This window comes from Microbispora sp. CSR-4 (assembly GCF_008033685.1).
Taxonomy (GTDB): Bacteria; Actinomycetota; Actinomycetes; order Streptosporangiales; family Streptosporangiaceae; genus Microbispora.
In genome coordinates this window covers 46,424-64,643 of sequence record NZ_VJVX01000005.1, presented here as the reverse complement: position 1 = coordinate 64,643, position 18,220 = coordinate 46,424, and the positions used below count along the sequence as shown (strand labels likewise).

Here is an 18,220-nt window from a genome sequence, read left to right as displayed (position 1 = left end):
TGCTCCCTTGTCACATGCTTACCGCTGGAAGACGCGCGACACGGAGAACCGGTTGCCGCGCAGGGATCACATGAATAACGAGAGGAGTTTCCTCCCTATATGTCATGCTTCGTCCATGGATCGGCTCAACATCCCCGGGGCCTGGTGCCACACCCCCCGCATTCACACCGACGAACGCGGCTCGTTCCTCGAGTCCTTCAGGGCCGCCGACCTTCGTGAGGCCGCCGGGCACACCCTCGATCTCGCGCAGGTGAACTGCTCGGTCTCCAAGAAGGGGACGCTGCGGGGGATCCACTTCGCCGACGTGCCGCCGGGACAAGCCAAATATGTCACCTGTGTCGCCGGGAGCGTGCTCGACGTCGTCGTGGACCTCCGGGTGGGCTCTCCCACGTACGGGTCCTGGGAGGCCGTGCTGCTCGACGACGTCGACCGCCGGGCCCTCTACATCGCGGAGGGGCTGGGCCACGGCTTCCTCGCGCTGAGCGAGCAGGCCGTCGTGGTCTATCTCTGCTCCCAGCCGTACGCTCCCGGGCGCGAACACGGCGTGCACCCGCTCGATCCTGATCTGGGCATCGAGTGGCCCTCGGACATCGAGCCGATCCTGTCGGCCAAGGACGCCGCCGCCCCCTCGCTCAAGGAGGCGCGCGAGGCGGGACTGCTGCCGGATCACGACACCTGCCTCGCCTTCTACGACACGCTCAGGTAAGGCCACGCCGCGCGCAGAGCCTCACGCCAGTGCCGCATCGGCGGCAGGCCCGCCTCCGCCCAGCGACCGTGTCCCAGCACGCTCCACGCCGGCCGCGGGGCGGGCCGGGCGAAGGCGGCGGACGAGGTCGGGACGACCCGGCCGGGATCCGCGCCGAGCAGCGTGAAGATCTCCCGGGCGAACGCGTACCAGGTCGTCCGCCCCGCGTTGGTGCCGTGGTAGACGCCGCCCGGCGCGCCGGAACGGCCCAGCTCGACCAGGCGGGCGGCCAGGTCCGCGGACCAGGTCGGCTGGCCCACCTGGTCGGTCACCACCTGGACGGTCTCCCGCTCGGCCGCCAGGCGGATGATCGTGGCCGGGAAACTGCGGCCCCGGGCGCCGTAGAGCCAGGCGGTGCGGACCACCGTGTGGCCGTGCTCAAGCGCGGCCCGCTCCCCGGCCAGCTTCGACCACCCGTACGCGTTGACGGGGCGCAGCGGGACGTCGTCCTCGCCGTACGGCTCGCGGCCTGCGCCGTCGAAAACGTAGTCGGTGGAGATGTGGATGAGGCGCACCCCGCGTTTGGCACAGGCCAGCGCGAGCCCTTCGACGGCGCGGCCGTTGACCTCCATGGCCTCTTCGGGGCGGGTCTCGGCACCGTCGACGTCGGTCCAGGCGGCGCAGTTCACCACGACGTCGGGGGCGAGGTCGTCCAGGGTGTCCTCCACGGCTCTGCCGTCCGTGACGTCGAGGTCACGGCCGAAGCCGAAGGCGTCCTCAACGGCCAGCGCGTCCATGAGATCCGTGCCGAGCATGCCCCCGGCACCCGTCACCATCCACCTCATCCGCGCGTCCGTAACGGCTTCCACCACTGCGGGGTGTCGACGTACCACCGGATGGTGGCGGCCAGGCCCTCATCGAAGGGGATCTCCGGGGCGTAGCCGAGGGCACGCAGCTTCCGGTCATCGAGTGAGTAGCGCCGGTCGTGCCCCTTCCGGTCGGCCACCCGCTCGACCCGGTCCCAGCCCGCGCCGAACGCCGCGAGCAGCTTCTCGGTGAGCTCCAGATTGGACAGCTCGGCCGTCCCGGCGATGTGGTAGACCTCGCCGGGCTCCCCCACCTCGGCCACGCGCTGGATGCCCCGGCAGTGATCCGCGACGTGGATCCAGTCGCGGATGTTCCCCCCGTCGCCGTAGAGCGGAACGCGGCGGCCCTCGACGAGGTTGGTCACGAACAGCGGGATGACCTTCTCGGGGTACTGGTAGGGCCCGTAGTTGTTGCCGCACCTCGTTATCGACACCGGCAGGCCGTGGGTGATGGCGTACGCCCTGGCGATCATGTCTCCGCCGGCCTTTGCCGCGGCGTACGGCGAACGCGGGGCGAGCGGCGCGTTCTCGTCCCAGGAGCCCACGTCGATCGAGCCGTAGACCTCGTCGGTGGACACGTGCACGACCTTTCCGACGCCCGCGGACAGGCAGGCGTCGAGGAGGGTCTGCACGCCGAGGACGTTGGTGCGCACGAAATCGGCCGCGCCTTCTATCGAGCGGTCGACGTGGGACTCGGCCGCGAAATTGATCACTATGTCGTGACCGGGAACCACCTCGCGGAGCAGGTCCGCGTCGCAGACGTCCCCGTGGACGAAGTCGTAACCCCCCTCGACGGGAGCGAGGTTGGCGAGATTGCCCGCGTAGGTCAGCCGATCCAGCACGGTGACCCGCGCGCCGGCGAAAGCGGGATATCCGCCGGTGAGCACGGTTCGCACGTACTGGGAGCCGATGAAACCGGCGCCGCCAGTGATCAATAGCCTCACGTCAGGAGTCTCCAGGGCGAAGGGGGTGACGAAAGAAACCGCTGGGCGATGTGCTCATGAGGTGATCTGCACCTTGCTGTGATCCCCCAGCACCAGACGGTGGGCCCGCGGCGTCTCGGGCGCCGGGGTCACCTCGACGTCGTGGCCGATCAGCGAGGCCTCGATCCGACGAACCCCCGCGATGGAAGCGCGAGACAGCACGATCGAATATTCGATCTCGCTCCCGCTCAGGAGGCAGTCGGCGCCGATCGAGGTGAACGGGCCGACGTACGAGCTGCTGATGACGGTCCCGGCGCCGACCACCACAGGCCCGACGATGCGGGAGTGGCGCACCGAGGCGCCGGCCTCCACCACGACCCGCCCGATGATCTCGCTGTCCTCGACGTCGCCGTCGATCCGAGGCTCCAGCGACTCCAGCACGAGCCGGTTCACCTCCAGCATGTCGGCGACGTTCCCGGTGTCCTTCCAGTAGCCCGAGATGATCGACGGCTCCACGTCGTGACCGGCGTCGATGAGCCACTGGATGGCATCGGTGATCTCCAGTTCGCCCCGCCACGACGGTTTGAGGTCCGCCACCGCCTCGTGCACCGCCGGGGTGAACAGGTAGACGCCGACAAGGGCGAGGTCGCTCTTCGGCTCGCTCGGCTTCTCCACAAGCGCGACGACCCGGCCGCCGGCGTCCAGCTCGGCGACGCCGAACTGGCGCGGGTCAGACACCCGGGTCAGCATAATCTGCGCGCTCGGCCGCCGCGCCCGGAAGCGCTCGACCAGGCCCTCGATGCCGCCCACAACGAAGTTGTCGCCGAGATACATGACGAAGTCGTCGTCGCCGAGGTAATCGCGGGCGATCAGCACGGCGTGCGCCAGCCCGAGCGGCGCCTCCTGACGGAGATAGGTGACCTGCAGGCCGAACCGGGAGCCGTCGCCGACCGCCGCCTCGATCTCGGCGTGCATGTCGCCGACGACGATGCCGACCTCACGGATGCCGGCCGCCGCGATCGACTCCAGGCCGTAGAAGAGCACCGGCTTGTTGGCCACCGGGACCAGTTGCTTGGCCTGCGTGTGCGTGATGGGCCGCAGGCGGGTTCCGGATCCGCCGGCCAGGACGAGCGCCTTCACCTCAGTAGGCCCCGTCGCCGCGGGTGACCGCCGACCACGTCTTCCAGAGCACCTGGAGGTCCAGCATCAGCGACCAGTTCTCCACGTAGCGCAGGTCGAGCCGGACCGACTCGTCCCACGACAGATCGGACCTGCCGCTGACCTGCCACAGGCCCGTCATGCCCGGCTTGACGACGAGGCGACGGCGCACGTCCACCCCGTACTGCTCGACCTCGGACGGCAGCGGCGGACGCGGGCCTACGAGGGACATCTCGCCCCGCAGCACGTTGATGAGCTGGGGCAGCTCGTCGAGCGAGTGACGGCGCAGAACGGCCCCCACGCGGGTGATCCTTGGATCGTTCCTAATCTTGAACAACACTCCGTCCGACTCGTTGTCGTCAAGAAGGACCTGCCGCATCTTCTCGGCACCCACCACCATCGTCCGGAACTTGAGCACCTGGAACTCGCGGCCGTGCCGGCCGACCCGGGTCTGCTTGAAGAGTGCGGGACCGGGGCTCGTGAGGCGGATCGCGATGGCGATGGCGAGCATCGGCATCGCCAGGATCGCCAGCATGACCGCCGCGACCACCTTGTCGAAGACGCTCTTCACGAGCTGGCCGGTGCCGTCGAGGTCAGGGTGCTGCACATGGAGGAGCGGCATCCCGGCGACCGGCCGCACGCTCACCCGGGGTCCCGCGACGTCCATGAGGGCCGGGGCGACGAACAGCTCGGCGCCTCTCGACTCGATGCCCCACGCGAGGCGGCGCAGCGCGGCGCCGTCCAGTTCGGGGCAGGCCAGGACGGCCACGGCGTCGGCGGACACCTTGTCGACCACCGCCGCCACGTCGGTGAAGTCCCCGAGCACGGGGATGTCGTCGACGTCGAGAAGCCGGCCGTGGTCCTGCGGGTTCGGCAGGCACGCGGCGACGACGCGCATCCCGTGGTACGGCTGCCGCCGCAGTTGCATGACGAGGTCGAGAACGGCCGCGCCGTGCCCGACCGCGACGACGCGGCGCATGTACTCGCCGCGGGCGCGGGACCGGTGCAGGCGCTTGCGCATCCGGTGGCGGAACACCAGGGTGACGAACGTCGCGAGCGGCACCATGGCCATGACGTAGCTTCTGGCCACGGTGGTCTGCGTGACGTACGCCCCGATCGCGACCGTCGCGACGAGTCCGAAGCCGCCCTGCGCGACGGCGCGGAACTCCTCGGTCCCCTCGCCGTGCGTGCTCCTGCGGTAGCTGCCGACCAGGCTCATGACGCCGGGCCAGAGGATGGTCAAGGTGATGCCGAAAATGAGGTCCACCACGGGTATGAACGCGCCGAGCGCGAGCCGTGTCCCCTCGACCACACCGAACGCGGAGATCGAACACACCAGGTCACCGGCCATCAGCAGCCTGAAGTAGGCCGCCGTCGCCATGCTGGTGTATCTCCGTTGCTCGACGTGCGTGGTGACAGTTCGCGCCGGGGCCGACCCCAACCGCGTCTCCATCTATCACGCCCCTAGTAGCCGGACTTTGCAGACTTGACGCCTGTTCCGCCCCACAGGTTGACCTGAAGCACAGCCGCTTCATCGCCTGCTATCCGACTTTGATATTAAAGAGCGATCTACGCCTACGGAACGGTAGCTCCTGTCCACATTTGGCCGCCGTGACACTCTCGGAATGACTTGACGGAACGGTCCAAAAGTGCCCACCTTCGATGGGCTTGGAGAACGGACGTCCGAAGTACGCACCCCCGTAACCTGCCGAAATACACTCCACATGTGGGGCCGCGGGCCGCCCGGGCGACCGGGGGCCGGTCGACGCAGGTGGCGTACCTGCGCGTACCCGCGCGCGGCTTCGCGACGCCCTCCCGGAGGCCGAGCCTGAACCGATCACGGCGTCCGATACCGGCCCGTCTGTAACACACCTCCGGGCGGCCGAATGCGGGCCGGATCGCACGCCGGGGGTTTCCGCCCATGTCGCACACGCCGCCAGCGCCAGTCCGTAAACCCGCCATATCCCACAAGTCGCCCGCATTGCCGTTGAATATGTCAGTACGCGTTGATTGAAAGGATCATGGGAGGGCGGCCGGGAGTTCTAGTCGTATTCCAGGTCGGGGAGAGGGGAGGGCGGCTCCGGGCTGCGCCACACGACGACGTAGTCCGACCGCGCGCTCGCGACCGCAGTGCTCAGGCGTTCGAGGTCGAAGTCGGGCAGGTAGCGCAACCGGGCCAGGAAGTTCGCGTCCGTTGCCGAGTGCGGCACCACGCATCCCTCGCCCTCACGGTCGAGAAGGACGATGAAGACGTCCTCCGGGTGGCCGGGCGGCTCCTTCTCGCCGTGGCCGCCGACGCGCACCTCGACGACGTCCTCCCAGGCGAGGGCCTCGACGCTGCCGTCGGCGTAGTGACGTGTCACGCCTTCTTCGGTGACGTACACATAGGTGTCCGGCACAGGGTTGCCGTGCATGGCCGCGATTGTGACGACTTCGAGCCGCATGGTGCAAGGGAATCGGCACCCGAGAGAGCGGCGCAAGGGAATCGGCGCCCGAGAGAGCAGTGCAAGGGAATCCGGATCCGAGAGCGCGGCGTGGAATCAGGTGTGCCGCCACCGCAGGTGCTCGCGCACCGCGCGGACGGCCGCGTCCGCCGGTCCCTCGGTGATCACGCGCAGCAGCGCGGCGTGCTCCGTGGCGAGCTCGCGGGGATCCTCGTACGCGTGCCTGAGCCCGACCAGCCCGAGCCTCGTCTCGGCCGCGAGCGTGGCGTACAGGCGTTCGAGGCGGGGGCTGCCGACGGCGGCGACGAGCGCCTCGTGCAGCGCCATGTGCTCGGCCACCACGGCCGCCCAGGGCGCGCCGGCCGGCAGGCCGGACAGGCGGTCCAGCGCCTCCTCCGCCGCCGTCACGCGGCGCCCGGCGACGGCCTGCGCCATCAGCTCCTCCAGTGGCGCGCGCACGTACATGAGGTCGGCGAGGTCGGCGGAGGTGAGCACCGGGACGTACGCGCTGCGGTTGCGCTCGCGCCGCAGCAGTCCCTCGTGGACGAGCAGCGCCAGCGCCTCCCGCACGGTGGGCCGGGCCACGCCGTAGCGGGCGGACAGCTCCTGCTCGGGCAGCGCGGCCCCCGGCTCGATGTCCCCGGACAGCACCCGCTCGCGCAGCGCGGCGGCGAGCGCCTCGACGGTGGAGACGGGTCTCAGGGTGGTCACGTGCCGAGCCTAGTGGGGGCTCCGGGCCGGCGCCCTCGGCGTCCCGGGTGCCGCGATGTCCGTACGCGTCCGGGCGGGCAGCGCCACCACGACCAGCCCGAGGGCGAGCAGCACGAGACCGGCCCACGAGACGAGCGACAGGTGCTCGCGCAGCGCCACGACGCCCAGCAGGGCCGCGACGGCGGGCTCGGCCAGCGCGAGCGTGGCCGCCGTGGCGACGGGTGTGGTGCGCAGGCCCCGGCCGTACAGGAGGTAGGCCAGCCCGGTCGTGGCGCAGCCGAGGTAGAGCGCGGTGAGCAGGCCGCCCGGGCTCGCGAGCCAGCCCGGCCCGGTCAGGGCGAGGACCGGCAGCATGAGCACGGCCGCGCCGCCGAACATGACGCCCATGACGATCCCCGACTCCATGCCCCTGCCGATGGCGCGGGCCGCCACGACCGCGTAGAAGGCGTACAGGAGCCCGCCGAGGAGGGCGAGCGCGACGCCGCCGGCGTCCACCCCGCCCGTTCCCCGCCCGCCGGTGACGAGCACCGCGCATCCGGCCACCGCGGCGGCCGTGGCGAGCGCCCAGCGCCCGCTCGGCCGCTCGTGCCCGACGATCCAGGACAGCAGCCCGGTGAAGACCGGCCCGCTGCCGATGGCCACCACGGTGCCGACCGCCACGCCCGTCCTGCCGACGGCGGCGAAGTAGCACAGCTGGTAGGCGGCGACCGCGGCGGCTCCGAAGATCAGCGACCAGCGCAGCGGAACGTTCCGGCCAGGGGTGCGGCGGTGCGCGGCCAGCGCCAGCGCGCCCAGCAGGGCCCCGCCGAGCACGAGGCGGGCCGCGGCCAGCGAGACGGAGCCGGCGGTGGCGAGGGTGCCCACGGTGCCCGCGGTCCCCCACAGGACGGCCGCCGCGACCACGGCGAGCGGGCCCGATCGTGAGTTCATGCGAGGATTGTCTGACAACTAGACAGCGCTGAGCAAGCAATTTCCCCCCGCAACGTCGAGACTGTCCCGATATGGGGCTGTGGCCCAAGTCGTTAGGAACGATCCCTGGTGACAGGACTCACGGATTGCTATGGTTTCGCCACTGTTAACACATATGTAACCGACGGGCAGGTCTAATGGCTGGTCGGAAACGGTCCATCCGCTTCAAGATATTCGCGATTCTGCTGGTGCCTGTGACCGCCCTGGTGGTGATCTGGGGATTCGCCGCCAAGCTGACCATCGAGCAGGGGCAGCAGCTCCTGCGCATTCAGAAGGTCTATGACAACGTCGTCTCCCCCGTCGGTCAGGCCATCAACGAGCTGCAGACCGAGCGGTTCGTGTCGGTGAGCTACCTCGCCTGGCGCACCTCCTCGCTGCGCACCGATCTCCAGGTGCAGCGCCGCAAGACCGACGCCTCCGCCGTCCTGCTGACCCGCCTGTCGGAGGAGGCCAGGGACGAGACGCCGCCCGCCATGTGGGACCGGCTCCAGGACCTGATCCGGCAGATGGAGCGGCTCGACATCCTGCGCGGCCAGATCGACGACCATCGGCTCACCCGCCTCGACGCGATCGAGGAGTACAGCTCGGTCGTCGAGACCGCCCACCAGGTCTACGACCGGCTGATGATCTCCCCGGACATCGACATCATCGAGCAGGCCAAGGCGCTCATCCTGGTCACCCGCAGCCGCGAGCTGGTCAGCCAGCAGTCCGCGCTCGTGCTGGGCGCGCAGGCGGCCGGGCGGATGACGCAGGACGAGCGCGACGCCTTCTCGGGCATGGTCGGCAAGCGCCGCCTGCTCTACCAGCTCGGCACGAGCCAGCTCAACGCCGACCTGCTCAGGCAATACGGCGCGCTGAACTCCGCCCCGGTCTACACGGCGTTCGTCGCCCTGGAGGACGACGTGATCTCCCGGGTGCGGCCCGGCCAGCCGCTCCCACCGGAGGCCATCGCCTGGCCGACGACGGCCCAGGCCCTGACCCGCCAGCTCACCGAGACGACCGACACCGCCGCCGCCGCGACCGCCGCCAGTGCCGCGCCGCTGGCGCGGAGCGTGCTCTGGGACATCGGCATCGTCGGCGGGCTCGGCCTGGCGGCCGTGCTCGCGACCGCGTTCATCTCCTTCCGGTTCGCCCGTACGGTGACCGGCGAGCTGATCGCCCTGCATCAGGCCGCGGCCGACCTGGCCGGGCGGCGGCTGCCCGACCTCGTACGGCGGCTGCGGCGCGGCGAGGACGTCGACGTGACGGCCGAGACGCCGCCGGTGGTCCGCACGAGCAGCACCGTCGAGGTCGAGAACCTCGGCCGCGCGTTCAGCTCGGTGCAGCACACCGCGATCGAGGCGGCCGTCGGTCAGGCCGAGCTGCGCAAGGGCGTCAACAAGGTCTTCCTGAACCTGGCCAGGCGCAGCCAGTCGCTGCTGCAGCGCCAGCTCGGCATGCTGGACGGCCTGGAGAAGGAGATCAACGACCCCGACCTGCTGGAACGGCTGTTCGGCGTCGACCACCTCACCACCCGCATGCGCCGCCACGCCGAGGGCCTGATCATCCTGTCCGGCGCCGTCCCCGGCCGCGGCTGGCGCAGACCGGTCCGGCTGTACGACGTGGCCCGCGCCGCCACCGAGGAGGTGGAGGACTACCTGCGGGTGGACGTGAACATGCCGCACGGCTACTCCCTCGCCGGCAGCAGCGTCACCGACGTCGTCCACCTGCTCGCCGAGCTGATCGAGAACGCCACGGTCTTCTCCCCGCCGCAGACCCGCGTGCAGGTCAGGGGAGAGCCGGTCGCCCGGGGCTTCGCCATCGAGATCGAGGACCGCGGGCTCGGCATCCCCCAGGAGGAGCTGGCGCACCTCAACGCGCGGCTCGCCGACCCGCCGGAGTTCGACCTGGCCGACAGCGACAGGCTCGGGCTGTTCGTCGTCGGGCTGCTGGCCCGGCGGCACAACATCCGCGTCTCCCTCCGCACCTCGCCGTACGGCGGGACGAGCGCCGTGCTCCTGCTCCCGCAGGAGATCGTGGTGGAGAACGACACCAGGGAGCCGGTGGTCGAGCGGCTCGCCCAGCCGGACACCCCGCCTCCCGCCCCGGCCCTCACGCCGCCGATCGGCGGCGGCGCCCAGGACTCCCTCCCCCGCCGGGTGCGGCAGGCCAGCCTGGCGCCGCAGCTCAAGGAGGAGCGGGGCGACCTGTACTCCTCCTTCCGCGCGGGCTGGCAACGCGGTCAGGAGGACTCGTGACCGCGCACGAGGACGGACCGCTGCTGCGCCCCTACACGCTCACCCGTGGCCGCACCCGGCCGAGCGGGCCCGACTTCGACCTGATGACCGTCATCAGGACGGCTCCCGCGGCCTACAGCGGGGTCTCCGGGCTGGCCCCCGAGCACTGGCGGATCCTGCAGCTGTGCCGGGTTCCGCTGTCCGTGGCCGACCTGGCCTCGGAGCTCGGCCTGTCGCTGAACGTCGTACGCATCCTGCTGGGCGACCTGCGGGACCAGGGGCTGATCACCGCGCGGCCGCAGGCGACGGTCGCCCAGTTGCCCGAGGAGCGCATCCTCCGCGAGGTGATCCAGGGACTCCAGGCGCTGTGAGGCGTCAGGAGTCCTCCCCGCAGGACTCGATCAGCCGCTGCACGTGCCAGCGGGCCGGTGTCGTCAGCTCGTCGGCGTAGCGGTCCAGCAGGGCCGCGCACGCCACCGCGTCGGCGGTCTCGACCGGCGGCAGGACGAGGATCTCCTCCTCGCCGTCCAGAACGAGGCCGCCCCGCACGCCGAACGTCCCCTCACCGACCGCGACGGCGGTCTCGAACACGAGGTCGTGCCCCGGGAGCGCCAGCGCGGCGCCGAGCCGTACGGCGGGCCCGGCCAGGTCGGAGACGGGCTCGGCGCGGACGTGGGGGAAGAAGTCGCGGGAGACGGACCGCCCCATCTCGCTGAACCGCGCCGCCGTTCGCATCAACGCGTTCAGAAGTTCGGCGGCGGCCTGACTGTTGGCGTCCACTCCCGCAGGGTAGATCACGGAAAATTGCGGTTTGGCCAAATTATTAGGTTGGACCGGAGATCTGGCCGGAAAGGGCGGCCTCAGCGGAAGGCGTAGCACTCCACCTCGGCCCGGCGGCGGGTCAGCCCTCCGCTCACCGACTCCTCGACGCAGGCGCGCTGCGGGGCGCTGAGTTCGAGCACGCCGCAGACGCTGACCCCGGAGTAGGTGCGGCAGTCGAGGGCCGGGTTGAACTCGCCCACCGTGTATTGCTCACGCGCCTGCGTGCGGCAGCGCTGCCGGTCCTCCTTCGTCTTCGCGTAGCGACACTGGCCGATGAGGATGTCGTACTGCTCCTGGCTCACCTCCTGGCGCTGCACACCCCCTTTGGGCGGTGCGGGCGCCTTCGGTGCACTCCCGGCCCACTGGCCGGTCTCCGGGTGGCCGCCGGTTTCGGTGGCCACCGACGCGACTGCGGCGACCGTGCCGAGCATGGTCATCGCAGCGAGCACGGCGACAGCGACGATCTTTCTCATGGCGATCCTCCCGGTCAGGAACGTACCCACGGGCGAACGGCCGCTCCCCGCGCCGCGCGGTGCCTCACATGCACGGTCGTGACCGGGCGTCTCGCCGTAGCGACGCCAGCACTACGCACGGTAAATAAATCATTGCCAAGTGTGACAGAAGACGATCAAGGGTAGGTGTGGTCACGGAACCGACGGGGACGGCGATCACGCCATTCACACCCGATTCCTGGTTCGAAATCCGGTCATTTCCGATAAGACGGAGCTTTTACGTGCGATTTGTTCACGCAATCACGACAGGTGCGCTGGTTCTCACCGGGCTCACGGTCACCGGCGCGGGCGCGCTGGCCGACGACGGCCCGCAGACCACGTCACCGACGGTCGTCGACGGCTATCAGATCGTGACGTTGCCCAACGCGAACGTGCCGAACTTCACCCGGCGCACCGTCTACTGCCCTCCGGGCAAGCGCGCCGTGGGCGGCGGCGGCGAGGCGCAGGGCGGCGACGCGATTCTCGTGGGCAGCTTCCCCACCCCGGACGGCACCGGATGGACCGCACTCGGCCGGCAGAACCACTACGACACCGTCGGCATCAGCGTCTACGCCATCTGCGCCGACGCCTGATCCATCAAGAAGCACTCAGGCGCGACGGCGCCGGGCTCGCGGCCGGCCCGGTCGAACAGCTCACACCACGCAGGCCGGGCAGAGCCCCCGCCCACGTCGCCGAGCGCCGGGGAAAACGGAGATGACCGTGGAAGCCCGCACCGCCCCCGGCCGGCCCCTCTGATCACGGCCGTCACACCGATGCCGTACGGCTCCTCAGCCGTCTGCGAGGGCGCGCAGGGCCGGGCGGAGCGTCTCGGCGATCCGTTCCGGGGACGCGTCACGCAGGGCCGTGAGGCCGAGCAGCTGGTGAGCGATCGTCACGCCCAGCATCATGCTGACCATCAGCGCCGCCCGCAGCTCGGCGTCGCCGGCGTCGAGCGCGCCCGCCAGTTGCGCCACCTGCGCGTCGAGCCTGCCGCGCACATCCTCGGCGGCGTCGGGATGGGTGAGCATGGAGCGCATCATCGCCACCGTCGCCTGCGGCAGCGGCCCCGTCTTCATGCCGATCCTGCCCAGCAGCTCCTCGACCGGCTCCAGCTCGCCGTCGAGCGGCGGGATCGACGGGATCCGCACGGCCTGCTCGAACAGCTCCTGCTTCGATCCGAAGTACTGCATGACCAGGGCCGGATCGACCTCGGCGGCGGCCGCCACGGCCCGGATCGTCGTGCGCTGGAAGCCGCGCTCGGCGAAGATCGCGCGCGCGGCGGACATGATGCGCTCCTCGGTGCGGCGCCGGCGCTCTGCCCGGCTCGTCGGCGTCCCCTCCACGCGTCGACTCTACCGGTGTTGACCCGATCGGCCCGTTCGCTCTACAGTCGTTGAGTCAACAACTGTTGAGCGAAACGCTCGAATGATCGGAGTGAACCGATGCCACTCACCGCACGCGAGGTCCTGGCCCGCTATCACCGGGCGATGGCCGACAGGTCGGCCGACGACCTCGCCGACCTCTACGCCGCCGACGCCCTGCACACGTTCCCGTTCCGGACGCCGCTGTTCCCCGCCCGCCTGGAGGGGCGGGAGGCGGTCCGCGCCCTCTATCGGGCGGCGTGGGGCGCGACCCCCGTACGGATCGCCGAGATCCACGACGTCGTCGTCCACGAGGCGGCCGACCCCGAGGTCGTCATCGGGGAGTGGGAGGGCACCGGCACGATCGAGCCGGACGGCCGGCCGTTCCGGGCCACGGGCCTGCTGACCCTGCGCGTACGGAACGGCGAGATCGTGGATGCACGCGACTACATGGACGTGTTCGGCACCTATCACGCGATGGGCCGGCTGAAGGACGTCGTGGCCGCCGCGGAGAGCGCCACCGCCACGGCCTGATCGGGGTCACCCGCCCGCGAGCGCGGCCACAATGGTGCCCATGACGATCTCGGGGACCGTGGTCCGCCGGGCGGAAGCGGCGGACGCCGCGGCCCTCGTCCGCCTGCGCGCCGTGATGCTGGAGGACATGGGGGCGGACGTCGGAGACGAGAGCGCGCCCTGGCGGGCGGCGGCCGAGGCGTGGTTCGTCCGGCGGCTGGGCGATCCGGGGGACTTCGCCGCGTTCGTGGTGGACGACCCGGAGCTCGGCGTGGTGAGCTGCGCGGCGGGCACCTGTGACTCCCACGCGCCGGGGCCGACGAACCCGAGCGGCCTGCAGGGCCACGTCTTCAACATCTGCACCGACCGGCGCCGCCGCCGGCTCGGCCTCGCCCGCGCCTGCCTCGACGCGCTGCTCGCCTGGTATCGCACCGAGACCGAGGTCCGGACGATCGACCTCAACGCCACGCCGTACGGGATCGAGCTGTACCAGTCGCTCGGGTTCGACGCGCCCCGCTATCCGGCCCTCCAACTGCGGCTGGGCCCGCCGCTCGGCCGCGGTTTCGCCGCTCGCTAGAGGTCGGGGCGGTAGCGCACGGTGCGGTGCGCCGGCACATAGCCGAACGCGTCCTTGATGGCCCGCATGTGCGCGTCGCCGTCGGCGGTGCCGGCGAGCAGCCCGCCGAGGTCCGGGTGGCGTCCTCGCCCACCTCGGCCGGACCCCCGCCCCTGCTCACGATCACGGGAGCGGCAGGCCCCGGTAGAGGGCCTACGGCAGGAGCAGGGCGCCGCCGCCCGGCGCGCGGCCCCTGTAGATCCGGATGTTCGCCCTCCCCGCCGACGAGTCCTGAGAAGCTCACACGGCTCCTGAGCCCCTGAGCTCACACGGCCCAGCGCGTGAGCTGGGTTATCGTGAAAATGCCACCAATAGACATCAATGTCCGCATTCGTAGTGCCGATCGCGGCGCACGCATCAACGGCCGCTCTCGACAGGGGGAAGGGAACGTCCGATGTCCGAAGTGCTCCTGGCCGTGGACAGGCTGAGGCAGGCCACCAACCGTCATGACCTCGACGCCTTGGCGCAGTGCTTCGACGAGCGGGCCGTTCTGGTGTCCCCCGACGGCATCGCCGAGAGCCGGGAGGAGATCACCTCCTATTACCGCCAGTGGCTGGAGGCGTACCCCAACATGGTGATCACTCCGCAGTCGGTGACCATGTTCGGCGACACCGTGGCGGCGGAGTTCACGATCACCGGCACCCACAAGGGACCGCTTCTCTTCCCCGGCGGGGAGGTTCTCGAACCGACCGGGCGGTCCGTCCTCCTGCGCTCGTGCAGCTTCTCCACTGTGGAGGACGGGCTGATCGTCAGCCACCGGCTCTTCTACGACCAGTTGGAGGTGGCGGCCCAGCTCGGCGGCCATCTCTGTCTCGACGGCAACTCCCCGTAGTGCTCCGTCACGACGCGGCGGCGTGTGCCCGCCCGGCGCCGGCCACCCGCGTACGGACCCGCCGGGCGCGGGCCGGGGGCGCGAGCGCGAGCAGCAGCAGGAGCGCGCAGGCCCAGGCGAACCAGTCGCCGAACCTCGTGTAGAGCGTGCCGGCCGAGCGGGCGGGCAGCGTCGCGATGACGGACACGACCGGCGCGTCGGCGCTGTGCGCCTCGGCCAGGATCCGGCCGTTGGGGTCGCTCACGACCAGGTCGCCGTCGCGCGCCGCGCGGGCCACCGTGAGCCCGTTCTCGACGCCCCGGGTGACCGCCATCCTCCCGTGCAGCCACCGGTCGCGGTCGAAGTCCCAGGCGGGCACGAACATCGTCGTGGCGCCGCTCCTGCGGTAGTCGCGCACCAGGCCGGGCAGGTCCAGATCGAAGCAGATCGCGATCCCCCAGCGGGAGCCCGAACCGGGCACGAAGGCATCTCGGTCCCCGGGCCGGAAGTCGCTTTCCAGCCCCGGGATGAGGTGGCGCTTGAAATACTCCACCGGCCGGCTCCCGTCGGCGGGCACGTCGACGGCCACGTTGCGCAGGCCGCCCGCCCCCGTGAGGACCAGCCCGGCGATGATGTCGACATGGTGGTCGGCGGCGAGCCGCGCCAGCGGCTCCACCAGCTCGGGCAGCGTCGCCTCGTCGGCGGCGAAGACCTTCTCCGGCATGACCACGACCCGTGCGCCGCGTTCGGCGAGTTCCGGGATCCGCGCCGTGTACGTCCCGAGCAGGGCGCGTCCCTCCGCCGAGTCGACCGCGACCCAGCCGCCCCGGTCGGCGGCGAGCAGCGCCACCTTCTCCGCGCCCGGCCCGTCCCCGCCCGGGCCGTCCTCGTACGGCGTGCGCAGCCGCCAGGCGCCGTACCCCGCCGCAAGGGCCAGGACGACCACGGCGGTCGCCCCGATCCGCAGCCGCCCGGCCGCCCCCGGGGCGAGCAACACGGCGACGGCCGCGGGAGCCCCGAGGACCAGGAAGGTGATCCCCCATGGTCCGGTGACCGAGACGGTCTGCAACACCGGCAGGACGTCGGCCTGGGTGTAGGCCAGGCTCCACCACGCCCCGTTCGGCGACAGCACCGAGACCGCCCACTCGACGACGACCCAGGCCGCCGGCACGACGGCGGCGGCCGACAGCGGACGGCCCCGCAGCATCAGCGCCCGTGACAGCAGGACGACCAGCCCGAACAGCAGCGCCGACCCGACGAGCATCGACACGACCATCGGCGGCGGAATCCGCACCGTGCCGAGGAAGTAGCCCCACATCGCCGTCTCACCGCCGAGCCACGCGGCCGACGCCGCGACGAACGCGGTGCGGGCGCCGGCGCGATGAGCGAGGACGAGCACCGGCAGCGGTGCGAGCCAGGTGACCCAGGGCACCGGCGTGAGCCCGGTGCCGAAATGGAACAGCGTCGCGGACAGCGCCGTGGCGGCGAGCGCCACCACCGGACGCCGAATCGGTGGATTCATCGAGCGGCCTCCTTCTCCAGCCGCCCCGACCCTCCGGCATCCGGCCTCGGCGCACATCACCGGCGAGAGCGAACCGGGTGCCGGTCGCGAGGACCGGAACCGCTCGGAGCCTGGTGGCATCGCGTCTCACTCGAAGGAGTGAGACGGTCATCGCCCGGGCGGTGGAGGCGGCCGCGGGCGTGGCCCGAATACCCTTGCCGGGTTCCCTCCGACAACCTCCGGAGCCGGTCAATGCGGGCGAGCATCCTCAGCCATTCGAGGGCCGACGTCGCGATCGCCGTCGTCGTCACCGTGATGACGGTGACGCCCGTGCTCGTCCCCCATCGGCAGCCGTGGTGGGCCGTGGCGCTCGCCGTGCTGATGTCGGTGCCCGTGCTGTGGCGGCGCCGCGCCGTCCTGTCCGCCGGGGCGGTCGTGGGCTGCGCCACGACGGCCTTGTCGATCGCGATGAAGTCGCTGCCGCACTCCGGGGCTCTGATGCTGCTGCTGCCGTACGGCGTGCTGGTGTGCACCTACACGTTCGCGGCGGCGGATCTGTCCCGGGTGCGGCGCGCCGTGGGCATCGCGGGTCTCGCCGCCGGGGTCGCCGTGTCGCTCGTCGTCCCGCACGAGAACCTGGAGACCTACCGGTATCTCCTCACCGCCATCGTCGCCGCGTACGCCCTCGGCGTGGGCGCACGCGCCCGGCGGGCCGGCCGGGACGCCGAACGGGAGCGCGAGGCCCGCATCCGCGAGGAACGCGCCGCCGCCGTCGCACGCGAACGCACCCGGATCGCCCGCGACATGCACGACATCGTGACCCATTCGGTCGGTCTCATGGTGATCCAGGCGGAGACCGGCCCGCTGGTCGTGCGCGATCACCCGGAGAAGGCCGAGGCGGTCTTCGAGGCGATCGCGGCGGCCGGGCGCGACGCGATCGGCCAGCTCCGCCTGATCCTCGGCGCGCTGCGCGCGGGCGAGACACCCGGCGGCCCGGCTCTTGCCCGGGGGCCGCAGCCGGGGCTCGACGCTCTGCCCGGCCTGCTGGACAACGCCCGCCGGGCGGGCCTGGAGGTCTCCGCCGACGTACGCGGCGAGCCGCGCCGCCTGCCCTCCGACGTGGACATCGCCGCATATCGGATCATCCAGGAGGCGCTGACCAACACGATCCGGCACGCCGGAGCGAGCGCCGTCCGGGTGGGGCTCCGCTGGTCCGGTGACACCCTGGACGTCGAGGTCGCCGACAACGGGCGGGGCACGCGGGAGCCGCGGGAGGGACACGGCATGATCGGGATGCGGGAGCGGGTCGCGGCGTGCGGCGGCCGCCTGGCCGTACGGGCCGGAAACCCGGGTCTCACCGTCACCGCGACCCTGCCGATCGGCTGACGGCATGCTGCGCGTGCTCGTCGCCGACGACCAGGACCTGTTCCGCGGCGGCTTCGCGATGATCCTCGACGCCCACGACGACATCACAGTGGTCGGCGAGGCGGCCGACGGCGCGGAGGCCGTCGCGAAGGCGGTCGAGCTGGAGCCCGACGTGGTGCTCATGGACATCCGCATGCCCGGCATGGACGGCGTCGAGGCCACCGGCGAGGTGTGCCGCAGGACCGGCGCGAAGGTGCTGGTCCTGACGATGTACGACGTCGACGAGTACGTCTGCGACGCCCTGCGCGCCGGGGCCAGCGGCTTCCTGCTCAAGGACGTGCGCCGCGACGACCTCGCGCGCGCCGTCCGCCTGGTCGCGGGCGGGGAGTCGCTGCTGGCCCCGGCGATCACCCGGCGCCTGATCGCCGAGTTCGTCGGCCGTGGCCGCGCCCGCCCCCGGCTGCGGCAGCGACTCGGCGAGCTGACCGACCGGGAGATGGACACGCTGCGCCTGCTCGCCCGCGGCCGGTCGAACGCCGAGATCGCCGCGGAGCTGGTGGTCACCGAGCACACGGTCAAAAGTCACGTGAGCAACCTGCTGACGAAACTCGACCTGCGCGACCGCGCCCAGGCCGTCGTCTTCGCGTACGAATCCGGCCTGGTGGTCGCCGGTGATCAGGAAATGCCGTGAACCGCGCGCGTGTGATCACGCCGTGAATATTTCACCGGATCCGGCGACGAGCGGCGGGCCTCGGGCCGAGTTTTCCG

General features: G+C 71.3%; 20 protein-coding genes. 9 read left to right on the top strand and 11 right to left on the bottom strand.

Features of this window, described 5'->3' with window-relative positions; translation table 11 throughout:
- The first annotated feature begins 115 nt into the window (after positions 1 to 115).
- A complete protein-coding gene (gene rfbC / locus FLV34_RS07135) occupies positions 116 to 706 on the top strand; it encodes a dTDP-4-dehydrorhamnose 3,5-epimerase (RefSeq protein ID WP_147942659.1) in 591 nt (196 codons plus the stop codon).
- Here the strand turns inward: rfbC and rfbD are convergent.
- From rfbD to FLV34_RS07100, 7 genes are all read right to left on the bottom strand, one after another.
- On the bottom strand, positions 688 to 1,530 hold the full coding sequence (gene rfbD / locus FLV34_RS07130) for a dTDP-4-dehydrorhamnose reductase (protein WP_147942658.1): 843 nt from the start codon (positions 1,528 to 1,530) through the stop codon (positions 688 to 690). The genes rfbC and rfbD overlap by 19 nt on opposite strands.
- Entirely contained in the window at positions 1,527 to 2,495 is a 969-nt protein-coding gene (rfbB, locus tag FLV34_RS07125; protein ID WP_147942657.1) for a dTDP-glucose 4,6-dehydratase, read from the bottom strand. Before rfbB ends, rfbD begins: the two co-directional genes overlap by 4 nt.
- A 54-nt stretch (positions 2,496 to 2,549) precedes the next feature.
- Positions 2,550 to 3,614, bottom strand: a complete 1,065-nt coding sequence (locus tag FLV34_RS07120) for a glucose-1-phosphate thymidylyltransferase (RefSeq protein WP_147942656.1) — start codon at positions 3,612 to 3,614, stop codon at positions 2,550 to 2,552.
- A gap of 1 nt (position 3,615) precedes the next feature.
- Positions 3,616 to 5,013, bottom strand: coding sequence for a sugar transferase (locus FLV34_RS07115; RefSeq protein WP_261985685.1), 1,398 nt, complete (start codon positions 5,011 to 5,013; stop codon positions 3,616 to 3,618).
- 661 nt (positions 5,014 to 5,674) lie between these two features.
- Positions 5,675 to 6,046 carry a hypothetical protein gene (locus FLV34_RS07110; protein ID WP_142619795.1) on the bottom strand — a complete coding sequence of 124 codons (372 nt, stop codon included), beginning with the start codon at positions 6,044 to 6,046 and terminating at the stop codon, positions 5,675 to 5,677.
- Between the two features lie 126 nt (positions 6,047 to 6,172).
- Positions 6,173 to 6,787 (bottom strand): GntR family transcriptional regulator, encoded by a 615-nt coding sequence (locus FLV34_RS07105; protein ID WP_147942654.1) that lies wholly within the window; start codon positions 6,785 to 6,787, stop codon positions 6,173 to 6,175.
- A 9-nt stretch (positions 6,788 to 6,796) separates the two neighbouring features.
- On the bottom strand, positions 6,797 to 7,717 hold the full coding sequence (locus FLV34_RS07100; RefSeq protein ID WP_142648035.1) for an EamA family transporter: 921 nt from the start codon (positions 7,715 to 7,717) through the stop codon (positions 6,797 to 6,799).
- Between the two features lie 233 nt (positions 7,718 to 7,950).
- Between FLV34_RS07100 and FLV34_RS07095 the strand changes: the two genes are divergently transcribed.
- Positions 7,951 to 9,993 carry a nitrate- and nitrite sensing domain-containing protein gene (locus tag FLV34_RS07095; protein ID WP_187280562.1) on the top strand — a complete coding sequence of 681 codons (2,043 nt, stop codon included), beginning with the start codon at positions 7,951 to 7,953 and terminating at the stop codon, positions 9,991 to 9,993.
- Positions 9,990 to 10,343 (top strand): DUF742 domain-containing protein, encoded by a 354-nt coding sequence (locus FLV34_RS07090; protein WP_147942652.1) that lies wholly within the window; start codon positions 9,990 to 9,992, stop codon positions 10,341 to 10,343. The genes FLV34_RS07095 and FLV34_RS07090 overlap by 4 nt, the downstream gene beginning before the upstream one ends.
- A gap of 4 nt (positions 10,344 to 10,347) precedes the next feature.
- On the opposite strand, the gene FLV34_RS07085 is transcribed toward FLV34_RS07090, so the two are convergent.
- Complete coding sequence (locus FLV34_RS07085) at positions 10,348 to 10,752, bottom strand: hypothetical protein (protein WP_142648032.1); 405 nt, start codon at positions 10,750 to 10,752, stop codon at positions 10,348 to 10,350.
- An 80-nt stretch (positions 10,753 to 10,832) separates the two neighbouring features.
- Positions 10,833 to 11,267, bottom strand: coding sequence for a hypothetical protein (locus FLV34_RS42230; protein ID WP_205830256.1), 435 nt, complete (start codon positions 11,265 to 11,267; stop codon positions 10,833 to 10,835).
- A gap of 260 nt (positions 11,268 to 11,527) precedes the next feature.
- Here FLV34_RS42230 and FLV34_RS07075 point away from each other — a divergent pair, with 260 nt between their 5' ends.
- Positions 11,528 to 11,878 (top strand): hypothetical protein, encoded by a 351-nt coding sequence (locus FLV34_RS07075; RefSeq protein ID WP_260617275.1) that lies wholly within the window; start codon positions 11,528 to 11,530, stop codon positions 11,876 to 11,878.
- A gap of 195 nt (positions 11,879 to 12,073) precedes the next feature.
- On the opposite strand, the gene FLV34_RS07070 is transcribed toward FLV34_RS07075, so the two are convergent.
- Entirely contained in the window at positions 12,074 to 12,571 is a 498-nt protein-coding gene (locus FLV34_RS07070; RefSeq protein ID WP_142648031.1) for a TetR/AcrR family transcriptional regulator, read from the bottom strand.
- A 156-nt stretch (positions 12,572 to 12,727) separates the two neighbouring features.
- Between FLV34_RS07070 and FLV34_RS07065 the strand changes: the two genes are divergently transcribed.
- The 3 genes from FLV34_RS07065 (at position 12,728) to FLV34_RS07055 (ending at position 14,607) form a co-directional block, all read left to right on the top strand.
- Complete coding sequence (locus FLV34_RS07065) at positions 12,728 to 13,180, top strand: nuclear transport factor 2 family protein (protein WP_142648030.1); 453 nt, start codon at positions 12,728 to 12,730, stop codon at positions 13,178 to 13,180.
- A gap of 40 nt (positions 13,181 to 13,220) precedes the next feature.
- Positions 13,221 to 13,736, top strand: a complete 516-nt coding sequence (locus FLV34_RS07060; RefSeq protein WP_205830255.1) for a GNAT family N-acetyltransferase — start codon at positions 13,221 to 13,223, stop codon at positions 13,734 to 13,736.
- Positions 13,737 to 14,169: 433 nt separating this feature from the next.
- Positions 14,170 to 14,607, top strand: a complete 438-nt coding sequence (locus FLV34_RS07055; RefSeq protein WP_142648029.1) for a nuclear transport factor 2 family protein — start codon at positions 14,170 to 14,172, stop codon at positions 14,605 to 14,607.
- 7 nt (positions 14,608 to 14,614) lie between these two features.
- Here FLV34_RS07055 and FLV34_RS07050 read toward each other — a convergent pair whose 3' ends face one another.
- On the bottom strand, positions 14,615 to 16,108 hold the full coding sequence (locus tag FLV34_RS07050; RefSeq protein WP_187280561.1) for a nitrilase-related carbon-nitrogen hydrolase: 1,494 nt from the start codon (positions 16,106 to 16,108) through the stop codon (positions 14,615 to 14,617).
- Positions 16,109 to 16,339: 231 nt separating this feature from the next.
- Here FLV34_RS07050 and FLV34_RS07045 point away from each other — a divergent pair, with 231 nt between their 5' ends.
- Together FLV34_RS07045 and FLV34_RS07040 are read left to right on the top strand one after the other, a co-directional pair.
- Positions 16,340 to 17,473: a sensor histidine kinase gene (locus tag FLV34_RS07045; RefSeq protein WP_168065956.1), complete on the top strand. Its 1,134-nt coding sequence runs from the start codon at positions 16,340 to 16,342 to the stop codon at positions 17,471 to 17,473.
- Between the two features lie 4 nt (positions 17,474 to 17,477).
- Positions 17,478 to 18,143 (top strand): response regulator transcription factor, encoded by a 666-nt coding sequence (locus FLV34_RS07040; protein WP_147942650.1) that lies wholly within the window; start codon positions 17,478 to 17,480, stop codon positions 18,141 to 18,143.
- The last annotated feature ends 77 nt before the right edge of the window (positions 18,144 to 18,220 follow it).

Coding starts and splice junctions, on each gene's coding strand:
- rfbC (WP_147942659.1), top strand. CDS start 116: ATGGATCGGCTCAACATCCCCGGGGCCTGGTGCCACACCCCCCGCATT.
- FLV34_RS42230 (WP_205830256.1), bottom strand. CDS start 11,267: ATGAGAAAGATCGTCGCTGTCGCCGTGCTCGCTGCGATGACCATGCTC.
- FLV34_RS07040 (WP_147942650.1), top strand. CDS start 17,478: ATGCTGCGCGTGCTCGTCGCCGACGACCAGGACCTGTTCCGCGGCGGC.
- FLV34_RS07110 (WP_142619795.1), bottom strand. CDS start 6,046: ATGCACGGCAACCCTGTGCCGGACACCTATGTGTACGTCACCGAAGAA.
- FLV34_RS07070 (WP_142648031.1), bottom strand. CDS start 12,571: ATGTCCGCCGCGCGCGCGATCTTCGCCGAGCGCGGCTTCCAGCGCACG.
- FLV34_RS07055 (WP_142648029.1), top strand. CDS start 14,170: ATGTCCGAAGTGCTCCTGGCCGTGGACAGGCTGAGGCAGGCCACCAAC.
- FLV34_RS07050 (WP_187280561.1), bottom strand. CDS start 16,108: ATGAATCCACCGATTCGGCGTCCGGTGGTGGCGCTCGCCGCCACGGCG.
- rfbD (WP_147942658.1), bottom strand. CDS start 1,530: ATGAGGTGGATGGTGACGGGTGCCGGGGGCATGCTCGGCACGGATCTC.
- FLV34_RS07060 (WP_205830255.1), top strand. CDS start 13,221: ATGACGATCTCGGGGACCGTGGTCCGCCGGGCGGAAGCGGCGGACGCC.
- FLV34_RS07045 (WP_168065956.1), top strand. CDS start 16,340: ATGCGGGCGAGCATCCTCAGCCATTCGAGGGCCGACGTCGCGATCGCC.
- FLV34_RS07115 (WP_261985685.1), bottom strand. CDS start 5,013: ATGGCGACGGCGGCCTACTTCAGGCTGCTGATGGCCGGTGACCTGGTG.
- FLV34_RS07100 (WP_142648035.1), bottom strand. CDS start 7,717: ATGAACTCACGATCGGGCCCGCTCGCCGTGGTCGCGGCGGCCGTCCTG.
- FLV34_RS07065 (WP_142648030.1), top strand. CDS start 12,728: ATGCCACTCACCGCACGCGAGGTCCTGGCCCGCTATCACCGGGCGATG.